The organism is Brevibacillus sp. JNUCC-41, assembly GCF_014844095.1.
Lineage (GTDB): Bacteria > Bacillota > Bacilli > Bacillales > DSM-1321 > Peribacillus > Peribacillus aracenensis.
Genome location: NZ_CP062163.1, coordinates 4,777,597 through 4,794,077 on the forward strand (window position 1 = coordinate 4,777,597; position 16,481 = coordinate 4,794,077).

The 16,481-nt window shown below is 34.0% G+C and carries 12 protein-coding genes, 3 pseudogenes and 1 riboswitch; of the genes and pseudogenes, 7 read left to right on the top strand and 8 right to left on the bottom strand.

Going from position 1 to position 16,481, the window contains the following annotated elements:
- Positions 1–78: 78 nt before the first annotated feature.
- Positions 79–394 (top strand): annotated as a pseudogene (locus JNUCC41_RS26935) (MFS transporter); the annotation flags it as partial.
- 394 nt (positions 395–788) lie between these two features.
- A riboswitch (Lysine riboswitch) is annotated at positions 789–967 on the top strand.
- A 134-nt stretch (positions 968–1,101) separates the two neighbouring features.
- The gene (dapA, locus tag JNUCC41_RS23090) at positions 1,102–1,998 is read left to right on the top strand and encodes a 4-hydroxy-tetrahydrodipicolinate synthase (RefSeq protein ID WP_192205028.1); all 897 of its coding nucleotides are present in this window, start codon (positions 1,102–1,104) and stop codon (positions 1,996–1,998) included.
- Positions 1,999–2,621: 623 nt separating this feature from the next.
- Here dapA and JNUCC41_RS23095 read toward each other — a convergent pair.
- Entirely contained in the window at positions 2,622–3,092 is a 471-nt protein-coding gene (locus JNUCC41_RS23095; protein WP_192205029.1) for an Lrp/AsnC family transcriptional regulator, read from the bottom strand.
- A 253-nt stretch (positions 3,093–3,345) separates the two neighbouring features.
- Between JNUCC41_RS23095 and JNUCC41_RS23100 the strand changes: the two genes are divergently transcribed.
- Positions 3,346–4,260, top strand: a complete 915-nt coding sequence (locus tag JNUCC41_RS23100) for a DMT family transporter (protein WP_192205030.1) — start codon at positions 3,346–3,348, stop codon at positions 4,258–4,260.
- A gap of 110 nt (positions 4,261–4,370) precedes the next feature.
- On the opposite strand, the pseudogene JNUCC41_RS23105 reads toward JNUCC41_RS23100, so the two are convergent.
- From JNUCC41_RS23105 to JNUCC41_RS23120, 5 genes and pseudogenes are all read right to left on the bottom strand, one after another.
- Positions 4,371–4,661: pseudogene (locus JNUCC41_RS23105) on the bottom strand (DNA alkylation repair protein); the annotation flags it as partial.
- Between the two features lie 284 nt (positions 4,662–4,945).
- A complete protein-coding gene (locus JNUCC41_RS23110) occupies positions 4,946–5,509 on the bottom strand; it encodes an HPP family protein (protein WP_228467425.1) in 564 nt (187 codons plus the stop codon).
- Between the two features lie 163 nt (positions 5,510–5,672).
- Positions 5,673–6,209: a GNAT family N-acetyltransferase gene (locus JNUCC41_RS23115; RefSeq protein ID WP_192205031.1), complete on the bottom strand. Its 537-nt coding sequence runs from the start codon at positions 6,207–6,209 to the stop codon at positions 5,673–5,675.
- Positions 6,210–6,242: 33 nt separating this feature from the next.
- Positions 6,243–6,556, bottom strand: a pseudogene (locus tag JNUCC41_RS26940) (NAD(P)-dependent alcohol dehydrogenase); the annotation flags it as partial.
- 250 nt (positions 6,557–6,806) lie between these two features.
- A complete protein-coding gene (locus tag JNUCC41_RS23120; protein ID WP_192205032.1) occupies positions 6,807–7,145 on the bottom strand; it encodes a DUF1360 domain-containing protein in 339 nt (112 codons plus the stop codon).
- Positions 7,146–7,323: 178 nt separating this feature from the next.
- Between JNUCC41_RS23120 and JNUCC41_RS23125 the strand changes: the two genes are divergently transcribed.
- From JNUCC41_RS23125 to JNUCC41_RS23135, 3 genes are all read left to right on the top strand, one after another.
- Positions 7,324–8,454: a BMQ_0737 family morphogenetic spore coat protein gene (locus JNUCC41_RS23125; protein ID WP_192205033.1), complete on the top strand. Its 1,131-nt coding sequence runs from the start codon at positions 7,324–7,326 to the stop codon at positions 8,452–8,454.
- 193 nt (positions 8,455–8,647) lie between these two features.
- A complete protein-coding gene (locus tag JNUCC41_RS23130) occupies positions 8,648–8,794 on the top strand; it encodes a hypothetical protein (RefSeq protein WP_192205034.1) in 147 nt (48 codons plus the stop codon).
- Positions 8,778–9,212: a M67 family metallopeptidase gene (locus tag JNUCC41_RS23135; protein ID WP_192205035.1), complete on the top strand. Its 435-nt coding sequence runs from the start codon at positions 8,778–8,780 to the stop codon at positions 9,210–9,212. The genes JNUCC41_RS23130 and JNUCC41_RS23135 overlap by 17 nt, the downstream gene beginning before the upstream one ends.
- Positions 9,213–9,316: 104 nt before the next feature.
- Here JNUCC41_RS23135 and JNUCC41_RS23140 read toward each other — a convergent pair whose 3' ends face one another.
- Both JNUCC41_RS23140 and JNUCC41_RS23145 read right to left on the bottom strand, forming a co-directional pair.
- Entirely contained in the window at positions 9,317–10,045 is a 729-nt protein-coding gene (locus JNUCC41_RS23140) for a GT-D fold domain-containing protein (RefSeq protein WP_192205036.1), read from the bottom strand.
- Between the two features lie 43 nt (positions 10,046–10,088).
- Complete coding sequence (locus tag JNUCC41_RS23145; protein WP_192205037.1) at positions 10,089–11,330, bottom strand: hypothetical protein; 1,242 nt, start codon at positions 11,328–11,330, stop codon at positions 10,089–10,091.
- Between the two features lie 595 nt (positions 11,331–11,925).
- Here JNUCC41_RS23145 and JNUCC41_RS23150 point away from each other — a divergent pair.
- A complete protein-coding gene (locus tag JNUCC41_RS23150; protein WP_192205038.1) occupies positions 11,926–16,476 on the top strand; it encodes a coiled-coil domain-containing protein in 4,551 nt (1,516 codons plus the stop codon).
- Positions 16,477–16,481 lie beyond the last annotated feature (5 nt).

Below are 16,481 nucleotides of genomic sequence, written 5' to 3' on the forward strand. Positions count from 1 at the left end.
CAAGATAATTTTTCGCTTGTAGTAATGATTTGCCTTTGCTTGATGTAATGGGGGAACTACCCCTAAACTACGTAGTTATCCCCACGAATCTTAATGGCTTTTATCATTCCATCTCATGGATTTGTAGATAGGTATTCTGTTATACGTATCTCGTTCCAATCCTGAAAGGAATGAAAGCAACAAGAGTTCAATCCGTTTGATCTTGTTTGGCTGTGGATTTATATCCATTTTCAGCAACATACTCGCTGGTATTATTGCCAGCTATAATGCTATCGAACATCTTCGGTTTGTTTTCCTCTTGCATGCAATTGTTCTGACCAGTTTTTATCGGACCACAGATAATTTTGTCTTTGGTTTGGTTAACATTAGCTTGATGTTATCAATGGCCATCCTTTTCAATTTTTTGATAGTGTAATTGAATCAATGGAGTCCTACTTACATGGAAGCGATCCGTTTTCTCGCTTGCTAAACGACACTGATTTTCATATCTTTTCTGCCCTTTGTTAAATTTGTATCATGTCGTACTCCCCACCTTGATCATCATTCTAAGTATTCATAAGATACATATCAATTTTCATAAGCTTTATAAATTGTAAAACTGACTATAAAAGATTGAAACTTTTCATACAGTTTGTTTAATAAAAACTATAAATGTTGAGATTACATAATATTAAAAAAGGTGAATCCATGTATTCTAAAAAAACATTTCTAAATTGTCCTTGCAATAAAGAGGATTCCTTGTTATATTACAGTCAATTAAATATTTTCTTACTTCATACTTTTTTTGAAGTGAGGATAGAGGAGCAAAGACCATTAGTACACATTTTGAGGAGAATGAGATCCCATGACTATTGTGGAAAGGGGAATTTGCCGAAGCGGAAAGAATCTCATGTTCTTGAAGCTGGTTCTGCTATTGAATAAATGCAGGACTGTCATATAGGAAACTATATGGAGGGCTATCTTATGCGCGGAAACATTTTTTTGATAAATATTGTTTCTACTGCAGCAGCGAATCCTCGTTGTTGCTTTTTTGCGTTTATTCCTGAATGGCCCTAACCACCTCTGAATTTTTATAAAAATTATACAAAAGGGTGTGAAGTTATGAATTTTGGCCAAGTTTTAACCGCAATGGTTACCCCGTTTAATCATAATGATGAGGTTGATTTTAATGCTACGAGAACTTTAGTAAATTATTTAATTACTAATGGTTCTGATGGATTAGTAATAGCTGGTACAACTGGAGAGTCTCCCACATTAACTGCAGAAGAGAAAGTGGATTTATTCAAAATGGTTGTAGAAATTGTTGATGGAAGAGTTCCAGTCATAGCTGGAACTGGCTCAAATAACACGAAGGCCTCCATCAGCTTAACCAAACAAGCAGAGGCAGCAGGAGTCGACGGAATCATGCTCGTTACCCCATACTATAACAAGCCGTCTCAAGAAGGATTATTCCAGCACTTTAGTGCTATTGCCCATTCAACATCATTACCGGTAATGCTTTATAATATCCCAGGACGAAGTGTCGTGAACATGTCCGTTGAGACGATTGTTAGCCTCTCAAAAATCAACAATATTGTGGCAGTAAAAGAAGCAAGTGGTGACTTAGATGCCATGGCACAAATCATCAGCAAAACAACTAGTCATTTTACATTGTACAGCGGCGATGATGGGTTAACATTACCGGTTTTTGCCATCGGAGGAACAGGCATTGTTTCGGTTGCTTCCCACATAATTGGCAATGAAATGCAAGAAATGATCAATAGCTTTAAAAATGGGGATGTCCAAGGTGCTGCCACTGCACATCGCAACCTTCTTCCAATTATGAAAGCATTATTTGCTGCACCAAGCCCAGCACCGGTAAAATCAGCATTAAATATGCGGGGGTTAAATGTTGGAGGTGTCCGCTTACCATTGGTCCCTTTAAACGATGAAGAAAAAAGAGCACTGCAAATAGCTCTACAACCGAGTAACGCAGAAGGAATTTTGTTAAGTAAATAAACTTAATGATTCATTAATCGAGTCTTCAATACTGATTTTCTGATTAAAACCCATAATAACCGGGCGAAATTAAAAAAGCAGTACAAACTTTGAATGAAGTGTACTGCTTTTTAATCGCTGCATGGCTCAATGCTTAATCTAGTTGAGCAATATAATGATTTTATAGGATTAAGGGCAAAAGGAGAATTTACATTTTCAAGAAAAATATATGGTGTATCCAGTAGGAATTGTAAATGTCGAATTTTCTATAGCGATGATTACGGGGATTGATCATAAGCTTATTATTTCTAGTGATGTTGATATGTAATTATTAATACAGAGTCGTTCCTTCAATCTATAATGGCTCCTTAACAAATTCAAAAGAAATAAAGTAATTATAGCTTTGACGTTCAAAATTTTGAACGAACATTATTATAGTTCAACTTAGAAATGGATTGATATCAACTTATAATATGATAATGAATAATAGCCTATTTTCTCTTTTATAAAGGCTATTTTTTTGACGAGTTTTTTTATCCAACCCCTTTTATCTCATGGCCTGAAGTCGCTTTCTACTACTTTTCTCTCTCTTGTTCTATCAAAAAACGTTCGTAAAAGTGACTTTTACGAACGGGACTTTTTTTCTATATGGGTAAAACTGTTGAATATTTAATTTCTCTGAGAGCTAGGCTAGTTTGAATTCTTGTTATACCTAGTTTATTTAACTTTCTAATAAATATTTCCAATTCCTTCCGATCTTTGTTAGCCACTTTTAAAAGATAATCATACTCACCTGTTAAACAATGGCACTCTAATACTTCTGACATAGAAGCTAATGCCTTCTCCAAAACTTCCAGTTTTTCAGCTTGATGTATATTCGTACTCATAAAAATAAAACATAATAAATCAAAACCTAGCTTCTCCTGGTTTAAAATTGCTACTTGTCCATTAATAAATCCTTCATTTTCCAAACGTTTTATCCTTGAATGTATAGCTGGTGGAGATAACTTGACACGCTTTGCAAGCTCAGTATTGCTTATTTGTGCATCCTTTTGCAGTAAATCTAAAATTTGAATATCAACATTATCAAGAACCTTGCTTACGATAGATTCCACTTATAGTCACTCCTTTTACAATTGTTCCAAAAACGGTTTCATCCCAATAGCAAAACTTAATTTAATTCTGCATATCAGTAATTTTTTAAAATAATATTTTAAGTTTATTCTATTATACAAAATAATATATAAAGAACTGAACTATAATGTTAAAATTAGTAGTAATTAATTATGAAAATTGAAATGTCATTGTGCACAATGGCTTCGATCTTTTTTCACTTAAACTGTGAAAGATGAAAAGGAGCAAAAAGATATGCAATATTATTATTTTTCGTTATTACTTTTAACAAGTTTATTATGGGGTGGAAACTTTGTCGTAGGAAAATCGCTTGTCGGTCATGCTTCTCCGATGACGTTGACGAGTTTAAGGTGGATCATTGCCATTAGTTGTCTTTTGCCAATTGTATGGTGGAAAGAGAGAAAGATATTTCCCCCTCGAAGTGCAATCATTCCTTTATTTTTGATGGGAATTACTGGTGTGGTTCTATTTAATCTATTACAATTTGCAGCATTAGAGAAAACTACCGCCACTAATGTTGGATTAATATCAACATTAAACATGATTTCAATTGCTATTTTTTCATTTTTCTTTTTAAAAGAAAGAATTAATATTCTCCAAATGTTTTCGATGTTTCTTTCGCTTATTGGCGTAATACTGGTACTTTCAAAAGGAAATATTGATCTATTCCTTTCATTACGATTTAATTCAGGTGATTTATATATGATGGCTGCTGTATGCGTTTGGGGAATATATTCCGTTTGTAGCAAATGGGCAATGATAACAACAACACCCATGATGTCTACATTATATTCTGGTATATTTGGACTTATAGTTCTTCTTCCGTTTAATTTTTCTAATTTTACAGTGTCTAATATAAATACTTCTTTTATACAATCTATTTTATATACAGGCGTTATCTCAACTGTAGCATGTATGGTACTTTGGAATATTGGTGTACAAAAATTAGGTACAACAACATCAGGTATTTTCTTGAATTTTAATCCTATTTTCACTGCAATTTTAGCCTTTCTATTATTAGGTGAAAAAATGACGTGGGTACAAGGAATTGGTAGTGGCATTGTGATTATAGGCTGTTATTTGTTCTCACATTTTAAAGCGAAAATGATTTTTAAAAAGAATCCTAGACAATCGCAGATTCAAGCATGATTTTTTTAAAAGTCTATAAACGTAATTTCCCTTGTGATTAATTTTCTATATATACATAAAAGCCTGTTCCAAGGTGGATACAGGCTCTTGCGTTTAAACCCAAGCCTTTCTTAATTGACTTCTTTTTGGATCTTTTCGTAAACATTTAGAAAACTGCTTTTTTCTTGTCCCTTCTACAATTCCAATTGCCTTTGCAGTCCCGACACCTTTTCTTGGTGTGGCAAATATGTAATCCCCACTGTGAATAGAAAATTACTCATAGCGGATTTCGTTCGTTCCGGCGAATCGTGAATCGTATTTTTCACACTATCAAGCATATTGGAAATCTTGCTTTCTGAAAATTCAACGTCAAGCCGATTCCCTAAAAGCCGGCAGTAGTAAATCCAGCCCGCTGACATTCGTCCTTTCACCCAGGCTAATAACACAACTGTTGAGCATAATGGAAAAACCATCATGTAAAATAAACACCCTTTCTCAAAATTGGCTTCAGTTTAGACAAAAGGCATTCGGAACGAATTAATTCCGAATGCCTTTTATGAATTTAATCGCATACATGCTTTTTTGCATTCTGCGAAAATATGGTCGCGAGAATAATGGATAATTTTCAGGAAACTAATTCTCGTCAATAACCTGAATCTCTCTTTTTAATAATGAGTCACATATAAAAGTTTATGAAATAGTTTTTTCATAACCAGTGTTTTGGATACTGTCTTGTTTGAAATAAATTATTATAAATCATCGATACAAAAACTAATAATAAGGTACCTATTACAATCGGAATCAGGAATCCCCAACCAACTTGAGAATTGATCGAAACAAGGGCACTTGCTGCTGCGGGAGGGTGAACGGTTTTTGTAAAAGTCATTATAATTAATACAATAGCCAGTACCAGACCAATAATGAATAGGCTCTTACCAAAAATGCTCCAAATGATAAGGGCTGATGTTGTAGAGATTATATGTCCACCAACAACATTACGGGGTTGTGACAAGAGACTTTTATGCGCACCAAAAACAATAACGCAGCTCGCCCCAAGAGGAGCTAATGCCATAGGATATCCTAAATAGACAGCTATAAAACTAATAATGATAATGGCAATGAGTCCACCTATGGCTGAAACAAAGGAATCCATATAATCAATTCTGTCTTTTTCTCTAGCTTCGCCCTTCATTTTCTTTAAATATGCTGTTAAACCTGCATTTTGTTGATTGCTCAAACTTTTTTCAAGACTTTTTTCGAATTCCATCATTTATGTTTTCCTCACGTTTTCTAAGTAAGTCGACAAGTCGACATGGTTTTTACATATTGATATCTTACAGGAAAACAATGAATTTTTAAATATATAGATTTGAATATTCATTGTTTGTTTCCCATAAAACAGTAATCCCCCCCTATGTCTGTAGTTTGTTATTTTATTGAGGATTTGCCGTTATTAAAGAGTATAGATTAGTATCAAATGAAACATCATTTTGGTACATATAATTTCTCAATATCCCTTCTTTTTTGAACCCTAAATTTGTCAACAACTTATTGGATGCTTTATTTTCAATAAAAACAACTGCTCCGATACGAGTTAGGTCAAGCTCTTTAAAGCCATAAGAAATCACCTTACTGACAGCTTCCGTTGCATAACCGTTTCCCCATTCATTTGGGAAAAGTGCATAGCTCAGTTCTGCTCTCTTATGTTCATGAGACCATTCTTGTAATCCAATTGTCCCAATGATGCCATCCTTCCCTTTCAATTCAATTCCCCATTTAATACCGCGTTTTTCATCGAAATTCTTTGAAAACTTCCTAATGATTTGCTTCACCTGAACTGTATTTGTTAATGGAGTTTGCCCATAATATCGTAATACCTCTGGATTGGAAAAGCATTTTAATATATCCACTGCATCATCTTCCACCAATTCCCTCAAGATCAACCGTTCAGTTTCTAATATAGGAAACATTATTTCACTCCCTTTGCTTAAAACTTTTTACCGCTTCAAAATAACGTCATAGGTCTCACCATCTTTGGAAAAATCCTCAGAAGTGTAATATGACCTTATCGGTGCTAGAGATTTTACCAATTCTACATTCGCGGTACGGCAAAATTCTGTAACTTTTGCTCCGATATACTTGGCAATTTGTACTGCATAACTTCCGACACTTCCTGAAGCACCATAGACAAGAATCTTTTGACCACTCTGAATGTTAGCTTTTCTCAGATAAAATAAAGCTGTACGTGCCCCAATTGGAACGGCTGGGCTTCCTCAAAAGGTAAATTATTTGCTTTAATGGAAACTGGCCCGCCTTCAATTCCTATTATTATAAGAAAAAAATCCATTCGTATCGAATGGATTTTAATCAATCGTTTGCTTCCCTGATGCTCAATAATAAAATTTAATGCCCCTTTTGTAATTGCTATCAATCTACAACAGCGTTTTAGTTTGATTTTAATCTAAAACCCAGCCTATCTGTCTATGAAGCAATTTTATGATGTTCAACATATAATTTTAGTCTGGATATCAAATTACATAAAATTCTCCTCCTACACGATTATACTTTCATGATTTAGATTCAATAAAGGCGGCAGCTCCCGCAACAGCAAAGACCAATAGGATTGGAAAAGCAGCAGGAAAATAATAATAAGTAAGTACAGTAATAAGGGAGCACCAAAACCCTACACACCAATAACAACTTAAAAGCGAACCTATGAAATAACGAAGTCCTGATCCCTTTATTTCAATGATTTCCTCCAGTTGTCCAGAGGCATTTTCTTGGATGGTGGCAGTCAAGAAAGGTTTTCTGATGAATGATGTGATTTCATCAAATACAATTAAATGAGTTAACCGGAAGGTAGCCAATATTAAAATAAGAAAATCAAGCCATTCAATAGTAAACACATATTCACCTCCTAATCTTCTTTAATATTTTATGATTTGAGTTTAGATTATATAAATATCCATTTATAAATTCATAAAATATTATTAGCCCATTTTCTAAGAAAAATGTACCCATAAAATGATATCCCCATAGTATGTTAATGTGTTCAAAACCTGATACTGAAGGGAAAGATGTTTGATGAAAAAAAGGAACGTCAAATCTATTCAGGGCCGACAAGTGGTACCGAACCCCATCGGACCTGAATGTATTCGTGTTACAAAAGTATATGACTGGGTTGTTCTAACAAATCGTGATCGCAATAAAGTTCAAATACCTGAGGAATGTTTTGCAGCAATTGAAGATGCACGCCATGAGGGCAACACTATAACAGCTACTTGTTCGGAAGTAGCTGGTACACGAAGCTGTGATTTTATCGGAGCAACTCCAGCTAACATTCCTACTGTTCCAGGTGCCCAAATTGTCTCCCTTGCCTTTCATGTCCATATCCGCGTTCAATTCTTTTGCAATGGAGCACCACTACCAGGGTGTAATTTCGTAGTACCTGTTAGTTTCATGGATGAAGTAATCCTATGTTTCCCAGAGGGAACAGAAATCAACTGTAATATTTTCGATGTTCAATGTACAGTTGTTTTAAATCAAATGCTTGGTGATATGGTTGTACTTGATGTGACCATGTGTAAAGATGTTCAAGTCGAGGCTGAGGTGAAGCTGGAGGTAGAGGCTAAGTTCTGTGGACCACGTCCTGTCATTCCAATTCAAGAAGAAGGATTCGTGTGCCCAACACCACGATTCCCGCAACAATGCCCGACCTTCTTCCCGACATTGTCGTGCGACTGCCAAGGTGCAGCAGAATACAATGGCGAAGCATCCATCCTAGTAAGTGAAGGCGGTCTAGGTGGTGCTACAACCGGAAACTTAGATTTGACTGCGCTAATTTGTGACCAAGGTACCCTTTCTGGCAGCAGGATTCAAGTTACCTATATCGATACATTAGGACCTACTCCTATTGGAACACCGGAAGATTCTGAACTTGACCAAAGCTTCACGTTTACAGCCAATGACTTTAACCAGCCTACATGCACTACCGATGCTGCTGGAGTAGTAACTGGGCTTACTGCAACTGGCACGGGTGTTATAACACCAGCCGGAGGTGCAGCAGAAAATGCGACATTCACACTTATTCTAGCTGATGTTGATCCTTTAGGAGATACTGCTACACTTATAATAACTGGCACATCTTCAACCGCTACTATTGCTCTGACAGCTGTAGCTAACCCTGGATTAGAGGTTGAAGCAGCAGATGCTTAATACTAAAAACCCGAGGGATATTAATCTCTCGGTTTTTTTTGTAAAGAAACTTGGGTAAGTCTAATTCCATTATTTACTTCAACACTTAGTAAATGTATCCCGCATTTTAGGCCACCCATTTATTAATTATAAGGTTACATAAGGATTCATGTTTTCATATTTATAGAGCATACCTATAAAAGGAGAGAAAAAAATGGCATCTGATAAGCTAAGACGTAAAGTAAGAAGAAAATTAGGAATGCCTAACCCGCAGCCAGCCCAATTACATCAACAAATCACTCCCTCTGCCCTGCAGGTTCGGCCAGTACGAGCAAAAGGTTGCTGTGGAAAAAACAAATGATCCAGGTTTAACATTCGGTACTTTTCACATGACGAATCATGTTAAGCAAATAATGATTGCCCATTGCAAACGAGAACTTCCTAATGAAGCATGTGGACTGGTTTCAGGGGAAAATGGGATCGCAGAAACAATTTGGCCAATGGAAAATGTCAATAGGAGCTCCTTTTCCTACTCGATGGATTTAGATCAAATTCGTCATGTATTTGAACTTATTGATAAGAGGAATGAAGATTTTATGGGCATCTACCATTCTCACCCAACGGATTGTGCTTATCCGTCAGAAGGAGATATTACTTTAAATAACTACCCAGAGGTAAGTCACATTATTATTTCGTTTGCAAACTCGACCCCTGAATTAAAATGTTTCCAACTAACAGGAAAAAACGTCTTTCCGATACAATTAAAATTCGTAAACTGAATTTAGCGCAAATAGATACTCGCACCTCTTCCTTATGAATTCAAGGTTGAATCTGCGAGTATTTTTATATTTATTTCCATACATTTAGAGTTTTTGTTTCCTATTTAGGAAAACTGATCATTCCACTTTTTTACTAGATCAGAATGTTTGTATTCTTTTCCATCAAGAATCATATCAAGGGCATGCCCGAAATCGATGGCAACCTTCTGGGTCAATTTAGCAATTCTTGGAGCTAAAATGGTTGCCGGAATCCCGGCGGAAATTAACGCCATTTCCCATTCCTGATTAGACTGGAGCTCATTTTGTACTCGATTTAACTCTTCATACCCATTTAAACCTATACTGCCAGTAATTTGTACGCCTTGTTCTTTAAAAACGATTTCGGCTTCTTTTGAACGGCGGCCAACAAGAAATACCTTCTTATTACTCAGCCATGGCCATAATGTCCCCTCGTCCAAGAGGCTCTGCATGATCCAAGCACAACAGGCTTTCAAAGGCATGAACTTCAGTTGTTTAAGTACATTTCGAGTTTGTTTAGCCCAAGGATCCAGTCTCCAAGGAGTTATCAAACCAGCAATGTCTGTATCCCGCAATGCCCTGACCAATTCCCTCCTAATTAACTCTGGTGAATTGGATACGCCCGCATAAGATTCATACCGTTTAAACTCTTGAACTAATAATCCATTGGCTGGCCAGCTTAAATAGCTTATTTCACCTATTCCAAAACGAGCAAGAGAAAAGCCTTTATTCTGTTTTATCGCTTGGTCCAATAATTTTATCACCTTCATATTATCTAATAAGTATTTCTCAAAGTGATAATTTCCTTCAACCAACCCACTTCCACCCCCGATATGCTCTGCCATTTACCCTTTTATATTATTTTTTCTTCGTTAATAATAAGGAAATTTGATTACTTGAATTGATTTCCAAATCTTGTTCTTTAAAAAACACAAAAGCTTCTACACGAATATTGCTGTTTTCTTCAGGTTTAAGGACGCTTATTTGTAAGTTAGTTAAAGATTCTGTTTGCCTAGGGGCTATATTTTTAGATTGAATTGGACATATCCAGGTTTCTCCCTTCTCCATTTCTTCAAACCATTCATCATTCATATATTTCCACCCTTTTGTTTCTTCATTTTTCATGACCCCCAAAGTATCGGCAACATTCGGCGGCAATATTTGCCCGGATATTTTTATACTTTCTGAAGGGGTGGAACGCAGACAGATAACTGGATTCCGCAAAACTTCCGTACCTATATTTTTAATATGAAGATTTCCAATAAGCTTGATTTTGTTACGATCTTCAAGTTCTTCAATAAAAATATGATAATCTAAAAACACTTCGGCTTCCTTTCTTTTATTAATAGTTGGTTTCTTTAATAAAAACTTTTTCTTTTCCGGTAACCTTTTTTCTTTTTGCAAGGCAGGATCTAAAATTAACTCAGTATTTTGAGAATGAACAAACATGTTTGAGAAAATTTCAATTGGAACTAATGACAAAACAGATAAAGGCGAACTTCCATGGAATCTGGCTAATATTCCTATTGTTATGGACATTGCATATTTTTCACCAAATTTTTTCCAAAAATCTTCTTCAGTTATAATAGGATACATTATCTGTATATTAATAAACGGGTTATTTGCTCCTCTAACTACTTCATTAGATTTAAATTTTGTTCCAGTTCTTGTACATTCGTAATGAAAAATATCCAATAACTTTTTATTGGATATTTTTGAATTATGAATCAATTCAAGAGTGGGCTCTTTTATTACTGGTACTTCAAAGAGTGATAGGTATACATGAAAATCAGCACTTTCTGATTCCTTCTTTTCATCTATAAGAATTACCTTTGCCCCGCATGCAGAAAGGAATGTTTGAACATACTCCAGCACCTTCCTTTCTAGAAGGTGCTTTCTAAAGGTGTTACGTTTAACATCATAATCGGAAGAAATTACAATTTTTTTACCATGTAATGCAGAACATAATTGCACTTTCTGATTTCCATTATCTGGCTTAACATCGAAACCCAATTCCCTAAAAAGATAAGTAAATGCCGGGAGAGACTCATAAGGTATGGTTCCTGCCTCCTTATCTCCCACTTTTACTCTAAAATCCATTTATGTATCCCCCTTTATGTTAATCCTGTTACAGATTTGGTTTTCGAAAGGATAAAATAACACCGTGCTACTTGTTTCATCACAACCCTTATTTCACTCAATATTAATGATATGTAGGAGTAATGAAGAAATGATAAAGAATAAACATAGCAGTCTTTAATTGTTTGTGAACTTGTGAGGGAATTAAAAAGTAATAAATATAATCACCATTTGAAATACGGTACATATAACTATTATGGAATCATTTATAAAGGGATCGGTGTTTGATTAAAACACGTCAAATGAATATTGAAAAAAATCAAGATTTTCGGTCAAGATGATAATTTATGAGGAGGAATTTACTTTTGTCTACTAAGCACCTGCAATGATACCGGTGTCGCTGTGTTCCTTAACACGAACCAGCACCTATACTCTCACGAACGAGTGCTCCATATAAAGTTACCACACCCATAAAAATCTTGATAAACATCTCCGCATAGGAACTTCTTGGTCATTTACAGTAGCTGAATCACATCCTGTCTAATTGATTCCTTATTGGTAATGGCAGGAGATTGCAGACTGTTAACACGTGATCAAAAATAAGGAGTGGTTATTTTTGTATATAGATGATGAAAAAGCTAATGAAATACAAAAAAGTAAATTGAATAAAATAACTCCAATACAACTTCAGCAAATGATCATTCACCTTAGATCTGAACTTTCCCTATACAAATCAAAAGTTAATGAATACGAAGTGGATTATAGTAGAAAGAAAATAAGAAAAATAATAAAACACAATGAAGAAATGATAAATGAACAAAGAACATATCAAGAACTAATCAATCGGAAGGAACATGAAAAAAAGAGTGCAGAAACCAAGGTTCATAAATTAGAAGAAGAAATAAAGAAATATAAGACCGAACTACAGTACGTTAAAGGAACCAAAACAAACGACGAAAAGAACAAAAATGAAATAAAAACACTTGTAGATAAGAATAAAATATTACAACGGGAAATTGCTTCTCTTCAAAAGAAAATTCAAGATTATGAGTCCGCCCAAAAGCAAAATGTAAACGATGAGGAATTCAAAAAGTTCGGCGATGAAGATTTTAAAAAAATGGCGGATGGGCTTTCAGAGGTGAAATCACTTCTTGCACCAGTAAATAAAAAAATAACTAAATTAGATATACAAAGCATTAATTTAGAAATTGAGAAATTAATTGAAAAAGTCATGTTTTATTTTCAAGAGCAAAATACTTTCAAAAACGAAATTCAAGAGTTAAAAGCAACCATTATTTCTCTCAACGAAAAAGAAATGAATTATAAAAATGAAATGAATCAACTTACTAAAACCATTGATCTTTTATACGATCAAGAAAAGCAATATAAAGTGGAGATTAATAATTTAGAAAAAACTGTTTCAGATAAGGAAAAGCATCATAAACAAGATATTAAAAAATATAAACATGAAATTGAAAAGTATACTCAAACGATTGGCCACCTATCTGAACAGGAAAGTCAATATAAGATGGACATTGAAAGTTTAGAAAAAGCCATAATCGATTTTTCCGAAAAGGAAGAGCAGCAGAAACAAGTTATCGATAACTTTAAACATGAAATGGAAAATTATGTTCAGACAATCGACACCCTATCAGAACAGCAAAGTCAATATAAGGCCGACATTGAAAATTTAAAACAGATGATTTTGGATCAAAAGGAAAATGAAAACCTTCATCAACAAGAAATCGATCAGTTAAATCAAACGATTAGCATTGTATCTGAACAAGAAAATAGATATATACTGAAGATTGAAAATTTAGAAAAATCCACGATCGAACTTTCAGAGAAGGAAGAGCAGCAGAAACAAGTTATCGAAGACTTTAAACATGAAATTGAAAATTTTGTTCAGACAATCGACCACTTATCCGAACAGGAAAATCAATATAAAGCGGAGATTGAAAATTTAAAACAGATGATTATGGATCAAAAGGAAAATGAAAACTTTAAACAACAAGAAATCGATCAGTTAAATCACACGATTAGCATTGTATCTGAACAAGAAAATAAATATATATTAGAGATTGAAAGTTTAGAAAAAGCCATGATTGAACTTTCCCAAAAGGAAGAGCAGCAGAAACAAGTTATCGAAAACTTCAAACATGTAATGGAAAATTATGTTCAGAAAATCGATCACCTATCCGAACAAGAAAGACAATATAAGATGGAAATTAGTAACTTAGAAGAAGCTATTAGCCAACTTACCGAAAAAGAAGACCAATACAAGCTAGAAAATGATCATTTACATCAATCCAACGTACTTGTTTCGGAGCAAGAAAATAAATATAAAGTGGAGATTGAAAGTTTAGAAAAAGCCATGATCGAACTTTCCGAAAAGGAAGAGCAGCAGAAACAAGTTATCGAAAACTTTAAACATGAAATGGAAAATTATGTTCAGACAATTGACCAGCTATCGGAACAGGAAGGTCAATATAAGGCGGACATTGCAAATTTGGAACAGACGATTAACAATTTAAAGGAAGATAAAAACTACCATCAGCAAGAAATCGATCAGTTAAGTCAATCGATTAGAGTTGTATCTGAACAAGAAAATAAATATAAAGCGGAGATTGAAAATTTAGAAAAAGCCATGATCGAACTTTCCGAAAAGGAAAATTATCATACACAAGTTATCGAAAACTTTAAACATGAAATGGAAAATTATACTGAAACGATCGATAACCTATCGAAACAGGAAAGTCAATATAAAGCGAACATTGAGAATTTGGAACAGATGATTACCGATCTAAAGGAAAAAGAGAACCTCCATCAGCAAGAAATCGATCAGTTAAATCACACGGTTACCGTTGTATCTGAACAAGAAAATAAATATAAAGCCGAGATTTTAAGTTTAGAAAAAGCCATGATCGAACTTTCCGAAAAGGAAGAGCATCATAAACATGTTATCGAAAACTTTGAACATGAAATTAAAAATTATACTCAAATGATCGGACACCTATCGGAACAGGAAAGTCAATATAAGGTGGACATTGCAGATTTAGAACAGATGATTTTAGATTTAAAGGAAAAAGAGATCTACCATCAGCAAGAAATCGATCAGTTGAATCAATCGATTACCGTTGTATCTGAACAAGAAAATAAATACAAAGTGGAGATTGATAACTTAGAAAGAGCCAAGATTGAACTTTCCGAAAAGGAAAATCATCATAAACAAATTATCGAAAACTTTAACCATGAAATGGAACAATATACTCAAACAATCGACCAACTATCGAAACAGGAAAATCAATATAAAGTGAACATTGAGAATTTGGAACAGATGATTACCGATCTAAAGGAAAAAGAGAACTATCATCAACAAGAAATCGATCAGTTAAATCACACGATTACCATTGTATCTGAACAAGAAAATAAATATAAAGTGGAGATCGATAATTTAGAAAAAGCCATGATCGAACTTTCCAAAAAAGAAGAGCAACAGAAACAAGTTATCAAAAACTTTAATCATGAAATTGAAAATTTCAATGATATGATCGGCCACTTATCGGAACGGGAAAGTCAATATAAGGTGGACATTGCAAATTTAGAACAGATGATTTTAGAATTAAAGGAAAAAGAGACTTACCATCAGCAAGAAATCGATCAGTTAAATCACACGATTAGCGTTGTATCTGAACAAGAAAATAAATATAAAGTGGAGATTGAAGGTTTAGAAAAAGCCATGACTGAACTTTCCGAAAAGGAAAATCATCATATACAAGTTATCGAAAGCTTTAAACATGAAATTAAAAATTATGTTCAGACAATCGATCACCTATCGGAAAAGGAAAGTCAATATAAAGTGGACATTGGTAACTTAGAAAAAGCTAATAAACGACTTTCCGAAAAAGAAGACAACTATAAGCAAGAAATTGATAATCTACGTCAATCCATCGGTCTTGTTTCGGAGCAAGAAAATCAATATAAAGCTAAGATTGATAACCTGGAGCAAATGATTATTACTTTTAAGGAAAATGAAAATCACCATCAACAAGAAATCGATCAGTTAAATCACACGATTGCTCTTGTTTCGGAGCAAGAAAATCAATATAAAGCCGAGGTTAAAAATCTGGAGCAAATGATTATTACTTTTAAGGAAAATGAAAATCACCATCAACAAGAAATCGATCAGTTAAATCACACGATTGCTCTTGTTTCGGAGCAAGAAAATCAATATAAAGCCGAGATTAAAAATCTGGAGCAAATGATTATTACTTTTAAGGAAAAAGAAAATCACCATCAACAAGAAATCGGTCAGTTAAATCATACGATTGCTCTTATTTCGGAGCAAGAAGATCAATATAAAGTGGAGATTGTTAATTTAGAAAAAACGATTATAAATCTAAAGGAAAACGAAAATCAACGTCAACAAGAAATCGATCAGTTAAACCATGCGATTGCTCTTGTTTCGGAGCAAGAAAATCAATATAAAGCAGAAATTGATCATTTAGAACAGAAGATTATCAATTTAAAGGAAAATGCAAATCAACACCAACAGGAAATTAAGAACTTAACCGCATCCATAACGGATTTTACAGAAAAAGAATTTAATTATATCAAAAAAATAGAAACCATAAATAAAATGGTAGAGGATCATAAAGAAAAAGAAATACGTTATAAAGATGAACTGGCAAAATATATTCAAGAACAAGAGAAAAATTATTTGCAACCAAAAAGAAAAATGGAAAAACCTTTTAATAATAATGGAATACAACAGCAAGTTGAAAATACACGTGTAAATATGGGGAATTTCAATTCGCCAAATAGCAATGAAGTAATTAATCAACCAAATGCGTTTCGATTCTCGAAAGATACAATCCAACAAAAAACTGCAATCAAAAATTTTAATACGCAAACATCACATTGTCAATCAATCTTCCCCCCAAATAAACCGAGTTACACAAAAAATGATAGTACTCAACAAAATTACAATTCCGGGATAATGTCATCGTATCAGAAAAAAGATTACCCAGATTCTAAATTTAAAAACACTCATACAGATTCATTTTCATTAGATATGTTTTATAAAAACCATCCTTTATATAACTTACATTCTGGAGCGCAAAAAACAGCGATAGATCCCTTTAAGAATTTTAGAAAACATCAATAACTTTT

Coding starts and splice junctions, on each gene's coding strand:
- dapA (WP_192205028.1), top strand. CDS start 1,102: ATGAATTTTGGCCAAGTTTTAACCGCAATGGTTACCCCGTTTAATCAT.
- JNUCC41_RS23100 (WP_192205030.1), top strand. CDS start 3,346: ATGCAATATTATTATTTTTCGTTATTACTTTTAACAAGTTTATTATGG.
- JNUCC41_RS23110 (WP_228467425.1), bottom strand. CDS start 5,509: ATGATGGAATTCGAAAAAAGTCTTGAAAAAAGTTTGAGCAATCAACAA.
- JNUCC41_RS23115 (WP_192205031.1), bottom strand. CDS start 6,209: ATGTTTCCTATATTAGAAACTGAACGGTTGATCTTGAGGGAATTGGTG.
- JNUCC41_RS23125 (WP_192205033.1), top strand. CDS start 7,324: ATGAAAAAAAGGAACGTCAAATCTATTCAGGGCCGACAAGTGGTACCG.
- JNUCC41_RS23130 (WP_192205034.1), top strand. CDS start 8,648: ATGGCATCTGATAAGCTAAGACGTAAAGTAAGAAGAAAATTAGGAATG.
- JNUCC41_RS23145 (WP_192205037.1), bottom strand. CDS start 11,330: ATGGATTTTAGAGTAAAAGTGGGAGATAAGGAGGCAGGAACCATACCT.